Source organism: Tunturiibacter lichenicola, from assembly GCF_051013355.1.
Classification (GTDB): domain Bacteria; phylum Acidobacteriota; class Terriglobia; order Terriglobales; family Acidobacteriaceae; genus Edaphobacter; species Edaphobacter lichenicola_F.
Map to the genome: position 1 here is coordinate 610,806 of NZ_CP132944.1, position 16,601 is coordinate 627,406.

The 16,601-nt window shown below is 54.1% G+C and carries 16 protein-coding genes; 11 read left to right on the forward strand and 5 right to left on the reverse strand.

Features of this window, described 5'->3' with window-relative positions:
* The first annotated feature begins 43 nt into the window (after window positions 1–43).
* The 7 genes from RBB82_RS02580 (at window position 44) to lhgO (ending at window position 7,735) form a co-directional block, all read left to right on the forward strand.
* The gene (locus tag RBB82_RS02580) at window positions 44–1,411 is read left to right on the forward strand and encodes a pyridoxal phosphate-dependent decarboxylase family protein (protein ID WP_433973561.1); all 1,368 of its coding nucleotides are present in this window, start codon (window positions 44–46) and stop codon (window positions 1,409–1,411) included.
* A 2-nt stretch (window positions 1,412–1,413) separates the two neighbouring features.
* Window positions 1,414–2,691, forward strand: a complete 1,278-nt coding sequence (locus RBB82_RS02585) for an O-acetylhomoserine aminocarboxypropyltransferase/cysteine synthase family protein (protein ID WP_433973562.1) — start codon at window positions 1,414–1,416, stop codon at window positions 2,689–2,691.
* A 45-nt stretch (window positions 2,692–2,736) separates the two neighbouring features.
* Window positions 2,737–3,864, forward strand: coding sequence for a homoserine O-succinyltransferase MetA (gene metA / locus RBB82_RS02590; protein WP_433973563.1), 1,128 nt, complete (start codon window positions 2,737–2,739; stop codon window positions 3,862–3,864).
* Between the two features lie 96 nt (window positions 3,865–3,960).
* Window positions 3,961–4,563 (forward strand): dTDP-4-dehydrorhamnose 3,5-epimerase, encoded by a 603-nt coding sequence (gene rfbC / locus RBB82_RS02595; protein WP_433973564.1) that lies wholly within the window; start codon window positions 3,961–3,963, stop codon window positions 4,561–4,563.
* The gene (locus RBB82_RS02600; RefSeq protein ID WP_433973565.1) at window positions 4,563–5,570 is read left to right on the forward strand and encodes an NAD-dependent epimerase/dehydratase family protein; all 1,008 of its coding nucleotides are present in this window, start codon (window positions 4,563–4,565) and stop codon (window positions 5,568–5,570) included. The genes rfbC and RBB82_RS02600 overlap by 1 nt, the downstream gene beginning before the upstream one ends.
* Window positions 5,567–6,427 (forward strand): dTDP-4-dehydrorhamnose reductase, encoded by an 861-nt coding sequence (rfbD, locus tag RBB82_RS02605; RefSeq protein ID WP_433973566.1) that lies wholly within the window; start codon window positions 5,567–5,569, stop codon window positions 6,425–6,427. Before RBB82_RS02600 ends, rfbD begins: the two co-directional genes overlap by 4 nt.
* A gap of 45 nt (window positions 6,428–6,472) precedes the next feature.
* Entirely contained in the window at window positions 6,473–7,735 is a 1,263-nt protein-coding gene (gene lhgO / locus RBB82_RS02610) for an L-2-hydroxyglutarate oxidase (protein ID WP_433973567.1), read from the forward strand.
* A gap of 131 nt (window positions 7,736–7,866) precedes the next feature.
* Here the strand turns inward: lhgO and RBB82_RS02615 are convergent, their stop codons facing one another.
* Window positions 7,867–8,130: a hypothetical protein gene (locus RBB82_RS02615; protein WP_433973568.1), complete on the reverse strand. Its 264-nt coding sequence runs from the start codon at window positions 8,128–8,130 to the stop codon at window positions 7,867–7,869.
* Between the two features lie 198 nt (window positions 8,131–8,328).
* The gene (locus tag RBB82_RS02620; RefSeq protein ID WP_433973569.1) at window positions 8,329–10,704 is read right to left on the reverse strand and encodes a transglycosylase SLT domain-containing protein; all 2,376 of its coding nucleotides are present in this window, start codon (window positions 10,702–10,704) and stop codon (window positions 8,329–8,331) included.
* 314 nt (window positions 10,705–11,018) lie between these two features.
* On the opposite strand from RBB82_RS02620, the gene RBB82_RS02625 reads away from it, so the two are divergent.
* The 3 genes from RBB82_RS02625 to RBB82_RS02635 all read left to right on the forward strand — a co-directional run bounded on the left by RBB82_RS02625 (window position 11,019) and on the right by RBB82_RS02635 (window position 12,742).
* On the forward strand, window positions 11,019–11,654 hold the full coding sequence (locus RBB82_RS02625; RefSeq protein ID WP_433973570.1) for a PEP-CTERM sorting domain-containing protein: 636 nt from the start codon (window positions 11,019–11,021) through the stop codon (window positions 11,652–11,654).
* Window positions 11,655–11,882: 228 nt separating this feature from the next.
* Entirely contained in the window at window positions 11,883–12,509 is a 627-nt protein-coding gene (locus tag RBB82_RS02630) for an RNA polymerase sigma factor (RefSeq protein ID WP_158943962.1), read from the forward strand.
* Window positions 12,506–12,742, forward strand: a complete 237-nt coding sequence (locus RBB82_RS02635) for an anti-sigma factor family protein (protein ID WP_433973571.1) — start codon at window positions 12,506–12,508, stop codon at window positions 12,740–12,742. The genes RBB82_RS02630 and RBB82_RS02635 overlap by 4 nt, the downstream gene beginning before the upstream one ends.
* 240 nt (window positions 12,743–12,982) lie before the next feature.
* Here the strand turns inward: RBB82_RS02635 and RBB82_RS02640 are convergent, their stop codons facing one another.
* From RBB82_RS02640 to RBB82_RS02650, 3 genes are all read right to left on the reverse strand, one after another.
* Window positions 12,983–13,360 (reverse strand): DUF779 domain-containing protein, encoded by a 378-nt coding sequence (locus RBB82_RS02640; protein ID WP_433973572.1) that lies wholly within the window; start codon window positions 13,358–13,360, stop codon window positions 12,983–12,985.
* 106 nt (window positions 13,361–13,466) lie between these two features.
* Window positions 13,467–14,996 carry an aldehyde dehydrogenase gene (gene adh / locus RBB82_RS02645; RefSeq protein ID WP_433973573.1) on the reverse strand — a complete coding sequence of 510 codons (1,530 nt, stop codon included), beginning with the start codon at window positions 14,994–14,996 and terminating at the stop codon, window positions 13,467–13,469.
* Between the two features lie 76 nt (window positions 14,997–15,072).
* Window positions 15,073–15,741, reverse strand: coding sequence for an NUDIX domain-containing protein (locus tag RBB82_RS02650; RefSeq protein ID WP_433973574.1), 669 nt, complete (start codon window positions 15,739–15,741; stop codon window positions 15,073–15,075).
* Window positions 15,742–15,771: 30 nt separating this feature from the next.
* Here RBB82_RS02650 and RBB82_RS02655 point away from each other — a divergent pair, with 30 nt between their 5' ends.
* Complete coding sequence (locus RBB82_RS02655; RefSeq protein WP_433973575.1) at window positions 15,772–16,527, forward strand: DeoR/GlpR family DNA-binding transcription regulator; 756 nt, start codon at window positions 15,772–15,774, stop codon at window positions 16,525–16,527.
* Window positions 16,528–16,601: the final 74 nt, after the last annotated feature.

The following is a 16,601-nucleotide window of genomic DNA, read 5'->3' on the forward strand; positions in this document are numbered from 1 at the left end:
TGAGTTCCGGAGTGATTTCGAAAGGGTGGAGTCTGAAATCGCAATGGGCCCCATAGTCCCGGCTGTGACGCCGCAAGAGATTCGAAGTTATCTCACGTCGCGCTATGACTTCAAAAAGACGATGGCTCTGGAAGTAGTCGTCGCCGATGTAGAAAACATGTTACGCACCTGGCAAGTTCAGGTCACACACCCTCGTTACTTCGGCCTCTTCAACCCTAGTGTGACACTCGCGTCTGTCGTTGCAGAAACGCTGGTAGCAATGTACAACCCCCAGTTGGCCAACTGGCGTACCTCGCCGGCGGGGAACGAGATCGAAAGACATACTCTTAACTGGCTCATTGCAAAATTCGGCCTGCCTGCAGATGCAAGCGCAACCTTCACGAGCGGTGGATCCGAGGCTAATCTCTCAGCGGTCGTTATCGCCTTAACTCACGCTTTCCCGACTTATGGCGAACATGGACTCAGACATCTCGCCGCATTACCCACAATCTATGTAACGGCAGAGGCGCATCACTCCTTCAACAAGATCGCCCACATGACGGGACTTGGTAGAAGAGCACTACGCACGGTAGCAACGGATTCATCTTTGAAGCTCGATATCGCTGATCTCAAGAAACGTGTGGCGGACGATCGAAAGAATGGATTCGCTCCATTTATGGTGGTTGGCGCCGCTGGGACGACGGCAGCCGGAGCGATCGACCCGCTACTGGAGATAGGGCGCTTTTGCCGCGAAGAAAACCTATGGTTTCATGTTGACGCTGCATGGGGCGGTGCTGCAATCATCTCTGAGAAGCTCAGGCACCATCTCACCGGTATTGACGCCGCAGATTCGATTACCTGTGATGCCCACAAGTGGTTTTCTGTGCCGATGGGAGCAGGGATGTTCTTCTGCCGTCATCCTAAAGCTGTCGCAGAGGCCTTCCGAGCTGAAGTCTCGTACATGCCCCGAAAGACGGATGGATCTGTTGATGACCCATACACGACATCGGCGCAATGGTCTCGCCGTTTTATCGGACTGAAGCTCTTCCTAGCCCTCGCACAACACGGCGAATCGGGGTACGTTGAGATGATTGAGCACCAGACTCAGATGGGACAGGTGTTACGCGAATCTCTCAAGTCCTCCGGATGGCTAATCGTCAATACAACAGCGTTTCCTCTCGTATGCTTCACTCGAGACGGCCTCGACACCACTCAATTTCTTGCAGCATTGCGTGAGCAGCAGATCGTCTGGATGTCAGAAGCAAATCTCAACGGAACTCCTGTCTTACGCGCATGTATCACTAGTTTCAAGACCACGGAAGCCGACATCCGCTGGGTGGTAGACGAGATGAACCGTCTCGTCGACGAAGGTGTTGGTCAATACTCTTCGACGCAGGAAGCGCTCACACCTGCGCAGGCCAGAAACGGGTAAAAATGAAACGGGACACGATCGCGATCCACGGTGGCTATGAAGTTGACCCAACAACCAAAGCTGTAGCTGTACCGATCTATCAAACCGTCTCCTATGCATTCGATAGCGCCGATCATGCCGCGGCATTATTCAACCTCGAAGTAGAAGGCTATCGCTATACCCGCATAGGAAACCCAACCACTGCAGTGCTGGAACGAAGAGTCGCAGCGCTCGAGGGAGGGCTGGACGCTCTCTGCGTGAGCAGCGGACAAGCAGCGGTCAACTATGCTGTCCTCAACGTTACTCAGTTGGGAAGCAACATCGTCTCCGTTCCACAACTCTATGGAACCACTCACACTCTATTCGCTCACATTCTGCCGAGCCAAGGTATAACGGTACGTTTCGCCGAAACAGACCATTCTCAAGCGTTAGAAAAACTGATCGACGATAAAACATCTGCGATCTTTTGTGAAAGCGTTGGCAACCCCGCCGGAAATATTTGCGATATTGAGGCCCTCGCTAGTCTCGCCCACAGACACGGAATACCACTTATCGTCGACAATACGGTCGCCTCACCCATCCTCCTGAGGCCTATCGAGCACGGAGCCGATATAGTTCTTCACTCCCTCACAAAGTTCCTGGGCGGACACGGCACCACACTCGGCGGAGCAATTGTCGATAGTGGTAATTTTTCATGGAAAGAGCACGCTTCGCGATTCCCCATGTTCAACCAGCCGGACGCCTCATACCATGGCATGGTCTACACAGAGCACTTCGGAAAAGGCGCGTACTTAGGAAGGTGCCGCAGCTTCTATCAACGCACAACGGGAGCTGTTCTATCGCCACTAAGTTCCTTCCTACTGCTGCAAGGCATAGAGACGGTGGCTCTACGGATCGAGCGTCATGTACAGAACGGCAGAAAGGTAGCTGAATTCCTAAAACGCGACGCAAGGGTTAACTGGGTGAACTACGCTGGATTCCCAGAGAGTCCCTATCATGCGATGGCCCAAAAATATATGAATGGGCAAGCCTGCTCGCTGATGACAGTCGGAATCGGTGGAGGCTACGAAGCAGCGATTAAATTTCACGACGCGTTGAAGCTTGTTACTCGACTTGTCAATTTAGGCGACGCAAAATCCTTAGCATGCCATCCAGCTTCGACGACCCATCGACAAATGTCAGACGAAGCAAAACGTCACGCGGGGGTTCTTCCAGAGATGATTCGCCTCAGCGTTGGAATCGAACACATTGACGACATCATTGCAGATTTAGATCAAGCACTCAGCGCATCAACCCGCTGACACATTCCTCAAATAGCTCGTGTAAATGTTTCGGGAGAGAGTCTAATGCCCGTTTGTTTGGATCCCAATTTTTCTGGTGAGAACAGAACCGTACGGACGAACTTGCTTCGCAGCAAGCCGTCTCAAACTCTCCATGATCGGTCGGACAAATCCGTCACGATTGGACTGATCAACAACATGCCCGACGGGGCGCTAGAAGCAACAGAGCGTCAGTTTATCTCTCTGCTTGAGTCTGCATCGGGAGATATGCAAATCAAGCTGTCGTTTCACGCGCTATCTAATATCCCCCGAAACGAGCAGGGTGCTCTTCACGTCAAGAGTTTCTATTCGAATGCCGAGAATCTTTCCGACAAAAAGCTCGACGGGCTCATAGTGACTGGCAGAGAACCTCTGACACCGAATCTCAAAGACGAGCCCTATTGGCAAGACTTTGTAAAAGTTCTTGAATGGTCCAAGGACAATACTTATTCGACCATCTGGTCCTGCCTCGCCGCGCACGCTGCACTGTTGCATATGGATGGCATCAGTCGGATCAAAAACAAACACAAACATTGCGGTGTATTTGAATGTGCGAAAGAGTCGGATCACCCATTAATGAAAGATTCACCAGCATCCTTCAAACTTCCGCACTCCCGATGGAATGGTATCTCTGAAGACGCGTTGCTCGATCATGCGTATACGATTCTAACGCACTCCCCGCACATTGGGGTTGACACATTTATAAAAGAGGATAAGAGCCTCTTCGTCTTCTTTCAGGGCCATCCGGAGTATGAATCCAATACTTTGCTACTTGAATACCGCAGAGATATTGGGCGCTATCTCCGCGGAGAGACAAATACATATCCACTTATGCCGCAAGGCTATTTCGATGACAGCACTGTGATTGCATTGGCAGCGCTACAGGCTGAAGTCAAATCACAGTCTCGTGAGGATTTTCTCGTTAAAAGCTCAACTGTTCTTGGGAATTCAAACCTCGAAGATAACTGGCACTCAACGGCCGCGTGCATCTACCGAAATTGGCTCGGGTACGTATACGACCAAAAACAACGACGGTTACATGACATCGACGCATTCATGCCATCACACGGGGTCGACGATTTAGCTCCGATCCTGGCCGCAACAGGTGCTGCTTCAGCCAGCAATCAGAGACGCAAAACCCGGTTGACAGTTTGACCCTTGCCTAAAGGGCGACTCGTTCTGGCGATGCGTCTGACGTAACACTGCAAATTGTCTCTAGCCTTAACCACTTTTTCATCGGAGAGTAAATCCATGCCGTTGGAGTTAGATAGTTCGCATCTCGGTGGAGACGTCATAGTTATCGCACCAAAAGTTTTAGGCGATGATCGCGGCTTTTTCATGGAGACATACCGTCAAGACAACTTTAGGGACATGGGATTGCCTACCGAATGGGTTCAGGACAATCACTCTCGCTCCTCAAAAGGAGTTCTCCGTGGTCTCCATTTTCAGTGGGAGCCACCGATGAGTAAGCTGATGCGGGTAACTCATGGCGCAGCTTTTCTCGTCGCAGTAGATATTCGCAAGGGATCGCCCACCCTGGGTAAATGGTTCGGTCTCGAAGTTACAGCGGACAACAAGAAGCAGGTATACGCGCCGTACGGATTTGCACGCGGCTTCTGTGCGCTTACTGACGAATGCGAAGTGCAATACAAGTGCACAGGGATTTACAACTCAGGGGCAGAGTCCGGCATCTCCTACAACGATCCGGAGATCGGCATCGAGTGGCCACTTACAGATGTCACAGTATCTGCCAAAGATGCCAAGGCTCAATCTTTGAAAGAGTGGCTTGCATCGCCACTGTCTGACAACATCGTCTATCAATCCAATTCAGCATTTGTTGGGGGAGTGAAATAATGCGCATTCTTATCGCAGGTGGCGCTGGCTACGTCGGCTCCGCGCTGATTCCGCACCTTCTGGATCGTGGCTACACGATCGACGTCGTCGATCTTTTCTGGTTCGGCAATAACCTCCCGAGCTATGTCGGCGTCCTCGAAAAAAACATCTTTGATCTGCAGGTGTCCGATCTTGCGGGCTACGACCAAGTCATCTTTCTGGCCGGTCTATCAAACGATCCGATGGCTGATTTTTCACCTGCCAAGAACTTCATCTTCAATGCGTCAGCGCCGGCATATCTCGCCTACATCGCCAAGAAGGCGAAGGTGAAGCGGTATATCTACGCGAGTTCGTGTTCCGTGTACGGATACACAGAGAACGAACTCTTCGATGAGGACTGCCCCGTCAATTCAGCGAACCCTTACGGCATCTCCAAGTTGCAGGGAGAGCGCGCCGTCATGCAGATGGTCGATTCGGACTTTTCTGTCATAGCTCTACGCAAGGGCACCGTCTCTGGATACAGCCCTCGCATGCGTTACGATCTGCTCGTCAACACGATGTTTAAGTGTGCAATGAAAGAAGGAATGATTCACGTCAACGATCCAGCGATATGGAGGCCGTTCCTCGCAATCGAAGACGCTGTTATGGCTTACACACGCGCCATAGAGGCCAACGAATCCCTCAATGGCATCTTCAACATTGCATCCGGCAACCATACCGTGGGTGAAGTAGCCGATCTCGTGAAGTTTGCAGTCGAAGAAGAGTTTGGCCAAAAGATCGCGCTCGATATCAAGCACGTCAGGGATGCACGAAACTATAAGGTCTCAATCGATCGTGCCAATACCGTGCTGAGCTTCCATCCGCATCACACCGTCAGGTCCATCGTGCGCAGCCTAATCAGCAATATGGACAAGTGCGGCGACTGGGACAACTGCAAGTACTACAACATTCACGTCTTCAAGGAGCTCGAAAAAATGAACCCAGTCGGCAGCTATGCGTTGGCCCAGACTGCTGGAGGCGCTCGGTGAAGGTTGCGGTACTCGGTTCCAATGGACAACTCGGCAGCGATGTGTGCGCGGCCTTTCTTCAAAATGGTGACCAGGTCATCGGTCTCACCCATTCGGATATCGAGGTAACTTCGCCTTCCGCAGTCAATGAGGTTCTTGCAGCTTCAATGCCGGAGCTCATCGTCAATACTGCAGCCATGCATCATGTAGAGAAATGCGAGGCCGATCCCCTCGCCGCCTTCCAAGGCAACGCATTGGGTGCAAAGTACGTGGCCCAATGGGCACAACAGGCAGGCGCGGCAATAGCGTACGTAAGCACGGATTACGTCTTTGACGGCAAGAAAGGTGCTCCGTACTTGGAAAGCGACGCTGCCGTTCCACTCAACACCTATGGAATTACTAAGCTGGCAGGAGAGCACTACACAGCAGCTATTGCCCCGAAATACTTCGTGCTCCGCGTCTCCGCAATCTACGGCCATCAGCCATGCCGCGCAAAGGGCGGGCTTAACTTCGTCGAGATGATGTTGAAGCTGTCTCGCGAACGCGACGAACTTCGTGTCGTTGACGACGAGTTCGTTACACCTACACCCACAGCGCAGATCGCAGAGCAGTTGGTTGCACTCAGCCGCTCGACACACTACGGTCTTTACCACGGAACCGCCGAAGGAAGCTGCTCATGGTACGAATTCGCTGACGAAATCTTCCGCGCCACAGGCACTAAAATTCGCTTGGAAAAGGCACGGCCAGGAGAGTTTCCGGCAAAGGTTTCGCGTCCGAAATACTCCGTCCTTGAAAATCACGCATTAAAAGCAGCTCAGTTGAACGTATTCACTGATTGGCGAGATGGCTTAGAAGGATATCTCCGTGCGCGCACCTAATTGTAGTTACATCGCCAAAGCGACGGCGAAAAATGTGTTGGCAGCATGAACGACAAACACTGCGATATCGCCATTATTGGAGCCGGAATCGTCGGGCTCGCCGTAGGTTTGCAACTCACCCGTAGAAATCCCGACCTGAAGGTCGTCATTCTCGATAAAGAGAACGAAGTTGCATCTCACCAGACAGGACACAACAGTGGAGTCATCCACTCTGGCTTGTACTACAAGCCAGGTTCGCTAAAAGCCCGGCTATGTGTAGAGGGCGGCGCGGCCATGATCCGATTCTGCGAGGAGCACGCAATCCCTTATGATGTCTGTGGCAAGATCATCGTCGCAACCGAAGAGCGCGAGATACCTAATCTAAATGAGCTGTTGCGCCGCGGTCGCGCGAATGGTGTATCTGGCCTTCGAGAATTAAACGCCGAGCAGATCCACGAGATTGAACCTAACGCAGCGGGTCTGCGCGGCATCCATGTGCCGACCACCGCCATCACTGACTTCAAAATCGTCTCCGGTAAGTACGCCGAGCTCATAAAAAAAGACGGAGGTGAAGTACTTACCGGCTCCGGCGTCACGCGCATCGTGCGTGACGCCGACGGCATTGTTCTGCAGACTACTTCAGGCGCAATTCACGCGCGTTTCGCCGTCAACTGCGCTGGACTGCAAAGCGACCTCATCGCGAAGATGGCTGGCGCCAACCTCGGACTTCGCATCGTGCCGTTCCGCGGCGAATACTTTGAGCTCGTACCCGCGAAACAACATCTCATCAAAGGCCTCATTTATCCCGTTGCGGACCCCCGCTTTCCATTCTTAGGAGTTCACTTCACCAAGCGTATTCATGGCGGCGTCGAAGCCGGCCCAAACGCGGTGCTCTCGTTAAAGCGGGAGGGCTATACTCGAACATCGTTCGACTTCTCCGACACACTCTCAACAGCTTCGTTCGGTGGCTTCTGGAAGATGGCCTCTCGCCACTGGAAGAGCGGAATGGGAGAAGTCTACCGCTCCTGGAACAAGCAGGCGTTCACACGAGCGCTTCAAAAACTGCTACCCAGTCTGACCGACCAGGACATCCAGCCAGCAGGCTCCGGCGTCCGAGCTCAAGCTTTGGACAGTCGCGGGAATCTATTGGACGATTTTCATTTTGTTTATCAGGATAGGATTCTTCACGTTTGCAATGTACCTTCGCCAGCCGCTACCGCATCGCTATTGATCGGAAGAGAAATCGTCACAATGCTGGAGAGCAACGCCGACTTCAAGAAGATACAGGTTGCGGTGAAGCAAGAAATCCCATCAGCATGTATTAACTGAAAAGACAATCACGATTGCAGTTGAAGTCCCGATAAAGTCTGTCGCTTACACCGCAGTTTCACACGCGACACTACAGCGTTCTCACACCACAAAGCTGCCTCTTCGGAGGCAGCTTTTCTTTGCTCAAAATCTTAGTTCGCGAGACGGTATCGGATCGTTTGATCCTCAAGAAAATACTCTGCCGAGCAATCTGCCGACCCACAAATCATCGACTCCAGTCCAGCACATTGCTGCCTCGTGATCAAACCCAGCGACCCGCACGACGGACAAGCCAGCACAGCCCAGTAGGGATTGTCCGCCTTACCCAGTTCACCTGCCTGCTCCAACATAAACAACGTACCCGGCTGCATCTGCTCCGGGATCCACACTTCAATAAGGTTCAACTCCGCTACCATACTCGCCTCTTCGTCCAACGGTTGTCTTCGTTGCTGACTCACGTTCTAGCGCCATCACCCACTTCAGGCTGCGGAAGAGACCTCCCATTGAGGCCGATCTTCTGGCCAAGAAATGCACTGCTTCTGGTGCAAAGAATAACGGATTTCCTGCCCCTGTCAATCCCCCATTTTGCACAGAGAGACCCCAGTCAGATTCATTCACTGGCCAGCGTACAAAGCACGATATATCTCTCGATTCCGCAGTATCGCCTGAACGTACTCCCTCGTCTCGGTGTACGGAATCGACTCCACAAACTCGGCAATGTCTTTATAGTTGCCGATTGCCATCCACTGCCGCACCGGGACATCCCCTGCGTTGTACGCCGCCAGCGCATACTCAGGCTGGCCGTCAAACCGCTCCAGCACCAGTCGCAGATTCTCCGTACCCAACTGCAGATTCACACTTGGGTTCAGCAACTGGTTCGCGTTGAAGCCCTTCATCTCCTGCTTCTTCGCCATCGACTTCCCCACCGAAGGCAGCAGCTGCATCAGCCCATACGCATTCGCGTGGCTCACCACACCCGCGTTGAACTCCGACTCCTGCCGAATCAGCGACGCCACCAGATAAGGATCCAGTCCATTCTTTTGAGCATCCGCAGCGAGGTCACTCCAGTAAGCCTGCGGAAACAGCAGCTTCCAATAAACCGTGGGGACCTGATCTAGCGGCATCGAGAAAAATGAGATCCCGCTATGCTTCATGGATTGAATCGCTCGCGTCGTCTCGCCGTAGGAGGAATAAATCTCAGCCTGCGCGAGCGCCCCCCACTCACTCGACGTCGAGCTCGCCTGAATCTCCGGCCCGATGTATTCGTTCAGCGAAGCATTCGCCAGCAGCCTCGCTTTAATCAAATGCGGCTCATTCTCCGGCAACTCCCCGGTCAACTCTGGAACTACCGGCACATGCACCGAACTCAGCACCGGCGCTGGAGCCGTTGTACTTCCCTGCCCCTTCAGCACATTGAGTCGTTGTCTCGCCAGCAACGCATAGTAAAAATTAATATAAGAGCTGTTCAGCGCGCGATAGTAGTTCACCGCCTGACCAAAGTTCTTCTCTTCATCCTCGTAAATCCGGCCCCGCCAATAGAGCGCGCTTGGCACCTCAATACCTGCCGGATACCCTTGTATCTGCTCATCCATCAAACGCGCAGCTTCCGAGTAGTTATGCAGCCGATAGTTCATCCACGCAGCACGCCAGTGTGCCGACGCAGCATACGTACTCGAAGGAAACATCTTCACCAGCAGTGAGTAGTGATAGGTGGCCTGCTGCGGGTCATGCTTCAGCAGATACATATTGCCGCCCGAGTAAAGCGCCTCCTCCAGCCACCTGCTCGAAGGAAACTCCGCTACCATCTTCGCAATCAAGGCATCATGTGCGGCTTGATCGTTTTCCGTTCGCGAGAGCTCAGCCAGCATATAAAGCTTCAACGCAGCACTGTCGTCTTTCGTTTCAGGAAGCTTCTCCACCTCTCGACGACTGATCCGCTTCAACCTCATATCGCAAGCCGCGGCGTAGATCAGCAAAGCGTCATGATCGGCAGCACTCAGCCCTGAACCATCCTTTTCGATCGAGTGGTACTCCTCGCCCGCCTCAGCATATCTCTTTGCATTGAACAGTTGATCAGCATGAGTCTTTCGTTCAGCAACCGTCGGCGGCATTCCCATCGCCTGCATCTGCGTCCGTGCCTGCGCCGCCTCCACGCTCAATGGAAAACCAACATATAAACTCCGATAGGCCGCCGCTGCGTGCGTCGTGTCGCCTGACATCTGATAGGCGCGCCCCAGCGCATAGCGAAAATCGACATGCGAGGCCTGAGCCGAATCCGCGAGCGGTACCAACACTCGCAGCGCGCCCTGAGGATCGTTCTGCTGCAAATGAGCGTTCGCCAATAACACCGGCGCATTCGCATCGAAGATGCTCTCCGGATGTCGATCGGCGAAGCGATCGAGCAGAGCGTACGCATCCGATCCACGTCCCGCCTGAATTGCAGCCTGGGCTCCAAGGTAGTCCGCATAGTCGTCCAGCGCAGTACCGCTCACGTTCGCCTGATGGAAGCTGCCTATCGCATCGACATACCGATGATCGAGCATGTAAGCATGCCCCAACGCCAGATGCGCCGCAGCCGCTCCTTCACCCGGATGCGTCCTCGCATAGTTCTCCACACCGCTGTACGCCGCAGCAGAGCGAGTAAGCGCCAACTGCTGCGCCATAGGACGAAGCTGCTCTGAGGCCTTAAACGCGCTCGTCAGGCGAATCGTCTGGGCCGTCGGTTTTCTCGAAGCCGTATGCGCTTTACTCTTACCCTTGGTCGTCTTCCCGGATGAGGTAGTCTTCGACGACTTGCCGTTCGTAGCCTTGCCAGGCGTCGTTGTCTTCGCTTTGGGTGCTGGCTTCTTCGTCGTGGTCGTCGCGGGCGTCGACGGTGTTTGCGTCTGCGTCTGCCTGGTCGCGCCTATCGCAACAAATGGCCCGGTCAGCGTCACTAAAAACGCAGCCATCGTCGCTGACCTGACCTTATCTCCGATGGTTGCCATCATTTCCTTGTCTTTCCAACCCACATCTCCACTCTAAAGCTGCGTTGCTTCTCAACGGTTGCCGCAATCGAGTACGAACCACCGCAGATACGCTGCGGTACGTTCACGCTACACCCTTCTCATCCCCTAATCAGCCGTCTCCTGTCCCAAAATCGGTCACTCCAACCCGTTTCCCACTCTGTGTCTAAACATTTTCCCTTACCGAGACCGAAATCACAGCTACCCCATGTATGTGCAAGAAAATGCAACTTCTTTCCTTTGGTGACCCGATTGCTATAACTCCTTGCAAGAGTTACAGATCTACCCGAGGAAACCAAATGCGTCTATCTTTGATCGCCCTTGTATCAATTCTTGCTGCAGGTTCCGCTCCACTCTTTGCTGACAATATTCCCTACGCGAACGTTGGCCAGCTCGCGCCCGACCAGAACTTCACCGCAACCGCCACTGGCAGCGTTACCGCCTACTTCTACTCGTCAGATGCAGGCGATGAAGACAAGATCATCCTCTGGGACAAAACCTCAGGCAAGATGACCGCTCCATCTCTCGACAACCACAGCTCCGCAGTTGGTTCCTCGGTCTCACTCTCGGTCAAAGCTGGCGATAGTCTCGTCTTCATCATCGACAACATATCGACCGGCCAATACTTCAGCTCCGTGGGTTATTTCGGCGACCCATCTCCCAAAAACTACAACGACGACGGCTACAATCACGCCTACTCCACACCGTACTCCGGCGGCATCAGCGGCATTCCCTCCGGCACCTACGTCGGCATGGAAGACCTTCCAGTCACTGGCCTGAAGCCCCTCAGTGGCTCCGACCTCGACTACAACGACGACAACTTCATCTTCACCAACGTCACCGCCAGCCCAACACCCGAACCCAGCAGCTTCATTCTTTTTGGGACCGGTCTCATTGGCGCCGCCGGTGCACTTCGCCGCAAATTTGCCTGCTAACCCACTTAGCAATCAATGTCCGGCAACACCGGAGAGCTCGGCCACTTCAAGCCTCGTTCTCCGGTAACCGCCTTCTTCATCTGTCACGAGAAGTGCCCACTCAGGGGAAGTTTGCTCTTCCTAACTTTGCTCTCTGCCCCAGCGACATTTACTATGTTGGAGGTATTGGTTTTCCGGCCCTTAACAAACCGGGACGATTCCAGTGCCTGTTTTCGCACCGTTTTGCTCATGCCCGCCATCCAATCTCCAGTCACGGAAGAGGTACACCCCGACGTAGCGCTTGTAGCGCGCGCGAAAGAAGGGGACACCGCAGCATTTGAGCAACTGGTTCGTCAGTACGAGCGCCAGATCTTCCGGGTCGCGCAGCATATTACTCAAAACCGTGAAGACGCCGAAGACATCACGCAGGACGCATTCCTCAAAGCTTACGAGAAGCTGGACCAGTTCCAGGGAAACTCAAAGTTTTCGACGTGGCTCGTCCGAATCGCCGTCAATGAGAGCCTCATGCGCCTTCGCAAGCGTAAGACGAGCAAAACCGTCTCCATGGACGAAGACGTCCAAACCGAAGAAGGATCTATCCCTCGTGACTTTGCCGAGTGGCGGCCAAACCCCGAGCAGCAATACAACCAAGCCGAGCTCGCCGACATCCTCCGTAAGACCATCCAGGGACTTCCTCCTGGCTTTCGCACTGTCTTTACCCTTCGCGACGTTGAGAATCTCTCAACAGAAGAGACTGCGGAGGCACTCGGCTTGAGCGTCCCCGCCGTAAAATCCAGATTGCTGCGAGCGCGCCTTCAACTACGCGAGCGTCTCAGCCGTTACTTCCGGCAGAAGCAGGAGGGCCAGCCAGCATGAACTGCACGGACCTATTGAGCCATCTTTCCGACTACTTCGACGACCAGCTCACCACCGAGCTCCGCGCCGAGATCAGCGAGCACACCTCTGGTTGCCAGCACTGCCGCGTCGTACTCAACACCACCCACCAGACCATCGAGGTCTACAAGGGCAACGAGATCTACGAGGTCTCCACCGAACTCCGCGAACGCCTCCACTCCGCCATCATGGCCAAGTGCCTGGCCAAAAAATAACGCGCTCGTGCGTTTGAATATTCCTTTAACTCCCCAAAACTCCACACTTCTCTGAGGCTACGCGCTCCTTCGTTGTCATTCCGCAGCATCTTTTTGTTGTCATTCCGTAGCATTTTTTGTTGTCATTCCGCAGCATCTTTTTGTTGTCATTCCGTAGCATTTTTTGTTGTCATTCCGCAGCGCAGCAGAGGAATCTGCTTTTGTAGTTGCCTGTTCTTAACTTTGCATCAAACCCAAACGTCAGATCCGCCCGGCCGACCGCAGCGCCCCAATCTCCTCATCCGTGAACACCCTCGACCGGATCAGAAACCGTACCCCCTCTCCGTTCTCCAGCGAAAACATCCCCCCACGCCCTGGTACCACATCCAGAATCAGCTGCGTGTGCTTCCAATACTCGAACTGGCTGCTGCTCATATAAAAAGGAGTTCCCTCCAGCGTAGCCAGCAACACATCGCTGTCCCCCACCAGAAACTCCCCTCGCGGATAACACATGGGGGAGCTGCCGTCACAGCAACCTCCCGACTGATGAAACATCAGCTCCCCATGTTTGTCCGACAGCCTGCCCATCAACTCCACAGCAGCAGGCGTCGTCACAACCTGTTCCGGCAAATCGCTCAATCCTGCCTCCAGATGAATCATTTGCCAAACAGCTCGCCCCGCCAAAGACAGTACAAAAGTCACGAAGTGATCGCCCTCCGCGTAGGAAGCCCGTCCGGCAGGACGCCTAGAAGAATCCCATCGCATTCGGGCTATAGCTCACCAGTTGATTCTTCGTCTGCTGATAATGTTCGAGCATCATCTTGTGATTCTCACGCCCAACGCCCGACTGCTTATATCCTCCAAACGCCGCATGAGCCGGATACAGGTGATAGCAGTTCGTCCACACCCTCCCCGCCTCAATCGCCCGTCCAAAGTGATACGCCCGATTCATATCCCGCGTCCAAACGCCCGCGCCCAACCCATACAGAGTGTCATTCGCCAGCGCCAGCGCCTCATCCTCATCATGGAACGTCGTCACCGAAACCACCGGCCCAAAGATCTCCTCCTGGAAGATGCGCATCTTGTTATTGCCTTTGAATACGGTCGGTTCGACATAGAACCCTTCCGCCAGATCGCCCGTCTGCGCAGCGCGCTTACCGCCTGCCAGCACCTCGGCACCCTCCTGCTTGCCGATGTCGAAGTAAGAAAGAATCTTCTCCATCTGCTCACTCGAAGCCTGCGCTCCGATCATCGTCGTCTTATCCAGCGGATTCCCTTGCTTGATCGCCTGTACGCGCTTCAGGGCACGCTCCATGAACTGATCGTAGAGCGTGTCCTGAATCAGTGCGCGTGAAGGGCAAGTACACACCTCGCCCTGGTTCAATGCGAACATCGTAAAGCCTTCCAACGCCTTGTCGAAAAAAGCATCATCGGCACTGGCAACATCCTTGAAAAATATATTCGGCGACTTACCACCCAGCTCCAGCGTCACCGGAATAATATTCTGCGAGGCATACTGCATAATCAGCCGCCCCGTAGTCGTCTCACCCGTAAACGCGATCTTGTTAATCCGTTTGCTCGAAGCCAACGGCTTGCCCGCCTCCAGCCCAAATCCATTCACGATATTCACCACACCCGGCGGCAAAATATCCTGAATCAACTCCATCAGCACCAGGATCGACATCGGCGTCTGCTCTGCCGGCTTCAACACCACGCAGTTCCCTGCCGCCAACGCCGGCGCCAACTTCCACGTCGCCATCAAAATCGGAAAGTTCCAGGGAATAATCAGCCCGATCACACCCAGCGGCTCATGGTAGTGATACGCAATCGTGTCCTTATCGATCTCCGAGATCGATCCCTCCTGCGCGCGAATCACCCCAGCGAAATAACGGAAGTGATCGACAGCCAGCGGCATATCCGCCGCCATCGTCTCGCGAATCGGCTTGCCGTTGTCCCACGTCTCCACCGTCGCCAGCATCTCCAGGTTGTCTTCGATGCGTTGCGCAATCTTCTCCAGCAGTCTGCCGCGCTCCGTCGTCGAAGTCTTCCCCCAGGCCTTCTTCGCCGCATGCGCCGCGTCCAAGGCGCGATCCACATCCGCCGCATTCGACCGCGCAATCTCGCACAGCACCTGCCCCGTCACCGGCGTCACATTCTCAAAATACTGCCCCGAAAGCGGCGCAACCCACTCCCCGCCAATAAAGTTCTCATACCGTTTTTTAATCGACACAGGAAAACCAAAAGTCCCCGGCTGAACCGCTGTCATCGTAGCCATAGAATCCACTCCCTCGAGATCGTTACCTACACCGCGCCCGAAATTGTAGTCCACCACACCGCCACATGTCACAGAGCTAAGCAAACAGCCCGGCTTGCTCTTTCTTTTCACTGAAAATGTGAATATAGGCGTACTGCAGCAGCATGATGGTCTTGCCGTCTGCAATATCACCTCTCTCAATCGCCCTCATTGCATCCTCGATCGAAAGCTCCAGCACCTCAATATCTTCGCCTTCATTGAAGTTGCCGCCACCCGTCGCCACCCTGCTCCCGCCGTCGTACTCTGCAAGAAAAAAGTAAAGTTTTTCTGTCACTGACCCCGGACTCATAAAGGCCTCAAAGATCTTTCGAACGTGCTCGACGCGATACCCGGTCTCCTCTTCAACCTCAGCCTTGATTCGAACCTCAGGACTGACCTGATCCAAAAGCCCCGCCGCCGTCTCAATCAGCAAGCCAGGGTGACCATTCACAAAAGCTGGAAACCGGAACTGCCGCGTAAGAACAACAGCACGGCGCTCAACGTTATACAGCAGAATCGTAGCGCCATTGCCGCGATCGTAGGTCTCTCGGCTCTGCTGCTGCCAGCTTCCGTCACGCCGCTGAAGCTCGAAGGTAGTCTTCTTCAACACGTACCAGTCGTCGGAGAGCGTTTCAACCTTCTTAATCCGCACACGCTCGTTCATTGCAGGGGTTTGAAAGAGATCGATCATGCCCAAACCATATCGTGCAATTTCGTGCAAAGTCAAGTAATCTCGTGAAAGCGAGAAATCATCCAAATGTTGACCAGTCACCGTAAACAGCAGCTCCTCTCGATCCTCAAGCGACAGGGTCAGCTCATCGCCAAAGAAGTAAGCCAGGCAATGGGTGTCTCCGAAGACACCATACGACGCGACCTGCGAGAGTTGGCGCAGGAAGGACTCCTCCAGCGCGTTCATGGTGGAGCTCTCCCTTCGTCTCCCGCCATCGCCGACTTTGCCGGGCGCGAACGAATCACTCCAGACGGCAAAGTTGCGATCGGGCGTGCAGCGGCGAAGATGATCCAGCCCGGGCAGGTGGTGATTCTCGATGGAGGCACCACCTCAAGGCAACTGGCGCGGCACATGCCGTTGGACCTCAAATCGACCGTCATCACGCACAGTCCCACCATCGCTCTCGAACTCATCAACCACCTCAACGTCGAGGTGATCCTCATCGGAGGCCGCCTCTTCAGACACTCCGTCGTCGCTGTCGGCGCATCCGCGATGGAAGCAATCGCGCACATCCATGCAGACGTCTTCTTCATGGGAGTAACCGGCGTACACCCCAGGGCTGGCCTCACAACAGGCGACTACGAAGAGGCCGCAATCAAGCGAGCATTGAGCCATGCCGCCGCAGAGACCATCGTTCTTGCCTCTTCTGAAAAGCTCAACACAGCCTCACCATACGCAGTTGTGCCTCTTGCGGAGATCAGCGGCATCATCACGGATCGGTCAGCGCAAAAATCGCTCCTGCGACCCTATGAGAAGTTAGGAATCACCATCACGCGAGCCTGACAAGGGAGTGCGCCAACCCGGAATTGTCTCCGTGGCGAACGTAGCGTTATCACCAGCCTTGGCCGGCTTTTAGT